The organism is Bartonella sp. MU37NMGALS (assembly GCF_042194015.1).
Taxonomy (GTDB): Bacteria; Pseudomonadota; Alphaproteobacteria; order Rhizobiales; family Rhizobiaceae; genus Bartonella; species Bartonella grahamii.
Genome location: NZ_JBHIML010000057.1, coordinates 1 through 2,035, shown reverse-complemented (window position 1 = coordinate 2,035; position 2,035 = coordinate 1). Strand labels below are relative to the sequence as shown.

General features: G+C 36.9%; 2 protein-coding genes. Both read left to right on the top strand.

Annotation, left to right across the window (positions count from 1 at the left end; all coding sequences use genetic code 11):
* Nucleotides 1–345 precede the first annotated feature (345 nt).
* On the top strand, nt 346–1,098 hold the full coding sequence (locus ACFIJP_RS08815; RefSeq protein ID WP_375627022.1) for a hypothetical protein: 753 nt from the start codon (nt 346–348) through the stop codon (nt 1,096–1,098).
* An 83-nt stretch (nt 1,099–1,181) separates the two neighbouring features.
* Nucleotides 1,182–1,955: a hypothetical protein gene (locus ACFIJP_RS08810; protein WP_375627020.1), complete on the top strand. Its 774-nt coding sequence runs from the start codon at nt 1,182–1,184 to the stop codon at nt 1,953–1,955.
* The last annotated feature ends 80 nt before the right edge of the window (nt 1,956–2,035 follow it).

Genomic DNA, 2,035 nt, shown 5'->3' with positions numbered 1-2,035 from the left:
ATTTAAAAGCACTTGATATTCAATTATGTAGGTATCAAAATGAAAAAAATTGAAAAAAATAAAAAATACGTATTGACTTTAAAGAAAGGTTCGTTTAGAAAGGCGTCAAGTGCTCAAAACACTAAATCACAAGCGGATAAACCCCGATAAGGTTTTTCCCATTTCTTTAAATACTGACTGTCTTTTATGTTGTGATTAGCATATAACGATTATGTCGGGTGTGTTCACACCATACAATACTCTTTATGAGAAAAGTGTGACGACGGACTTGTGACCGTGTTTTGAACACCCGGCACCCTTATAGGGTTGTCAATTCAAAACCCAATAATCACAAGGATTACTAGCATGAGTGCTACAGTTAAAAAGAGAAAACCATCCAAAAAATATGAATTGACTAATGAAATAGATCATATGACTGGTCTCACATTATACCGTATACGCGCCTTAAAAGATTTTGGAGATGTCAAGGCGGGGGATTTAGGTGGTTTTATAGAAAATGAAAGCAACCTATCGCATTATGGTACGTGCTGGGTATATGATAAAGCCCGCGTTTTTCAAAATGCCCGCGTTTCTGGGAATGCAAAAGTAAGAAGCTTTTTTGTAGACGTTTGTGGGAATGCAAAAATTTATGGGAATGCTATTTTTGAAGCTATTTTTATGGGAGGCAATGCGCGTCTTTATGGGAATGCTCATATTAAAGGTGCTGTTGTAATTGAAGGCAATGCAAAGATTTATGATAATGCCTATGTAACTGATCATGCTCATATTTCTGATGATGCCGTCATTTGTGATGATGCTCATGTTGGAGGCAATGCAAAAATAAGCGGCGCTGCTCATATTTGTGATGACGCGCGTGTTTTCGATGATGCCGTTGTATGTGGTGCTCTTATCTCAGGAGATTCTTATGTTCATAGCGCCGCTTCTTTAACAGCAGGTGATCATATTTGGAATGAAGCATATCCCGAATTTGGTAGTGAAGATGATTATTATCGTCATGAGTATTATGATGATTTTGAAGACTATTATGATGCTGATCTTGAATCTGAAAATGATGACGATTTAGAATGTGAATTAGAATATGAAAAAGAAGCTGCTTAATTAAACAATAGGGCGGTGCGGGGGCGCCTCCTTATAACCATTTCATTCAAAAATTTGTTTAAATATTAGATTAGGAGTTACCTATGAACGCTAAAAATGTATCTAAAAAATATGAAATTACAGACGAAATTAAAGAAGTTAAAGATGCTGAAACCCGTCAACCTAAACACTTTTATCGCATTCGTGCATTAAGGGATTTCGATGATGTAAAGACAGGGGACCTTGGTGGCTTTATTGAAAGTGAAGATAATCTCTCACATGATGGTAATTGCTGGGTGTATGATAATGCTATAGTTGCTGTGAATGCCGTCGTTTCTGAAAATGCAAAAATACGTAATGATGCCATTGTTGCTCAAAATGCTAAAGTTTATGGTAATGCTATAGTGAGTGGAAAAGCTAAAGTTTATGGTCATGATACCCATGTTTATGGCAATGCACAGGTTTCTGATAATGCGAGTGTTAATGGTAGTATGTGGGTTCGTGGTAAGGGAGTAGTTTATGGCAAGTGCGTGGTTAATGACAATGCCAAGGTTTATGGTGATGCAAAAATTTGTGGTCAAGTTTGTAACAATGCCGTGGTTTATGGGAAAGCCTTTATTGCTGTAAATGCAAAAATTTATGACAATGCCAAGGTTTGGCATAGTGCTGATGTGAGTGGCTTTGTTTATGGCAATGCAAAAGTATCAGGATCTTCTTATATATACGAAGGTGCTCATATTTTTGATAATGCAAGAGTTTATGGAAAAGCGGTTGTTTACAAAGATGTTAAGATTTATGGCAACGCCGCTCTTAAGGAAAAGAAAACATTTCGTGATGATGTTTGTAGTAATGATGTAATCACTGAAAGAGCAGCGTAAATAAAATAACGGGGCGGGGGGCTGCTTTATAGCAAAAAAGCCGCGTCCTTTAAGACACGGCTTTTATTATCAAAACAGCT

Bases quoted from the DNA above. Each gene is read 5' to 3' on its own strand.
- ACFIJP_RS08815 (WP_375627022.1), top strand. From the start codon at position 346: ATGAGTGCTACAGTTAAAAAGAGAAAACCATCCAAAAAATATGAATTG.
- ACFIJP_RS08810 (WP_375627020.1), top strand. From the start codon at position 1,182: ATGAACGCTAAAAATGTATCTAAAAAATATGAAATTACAGACGAAATT.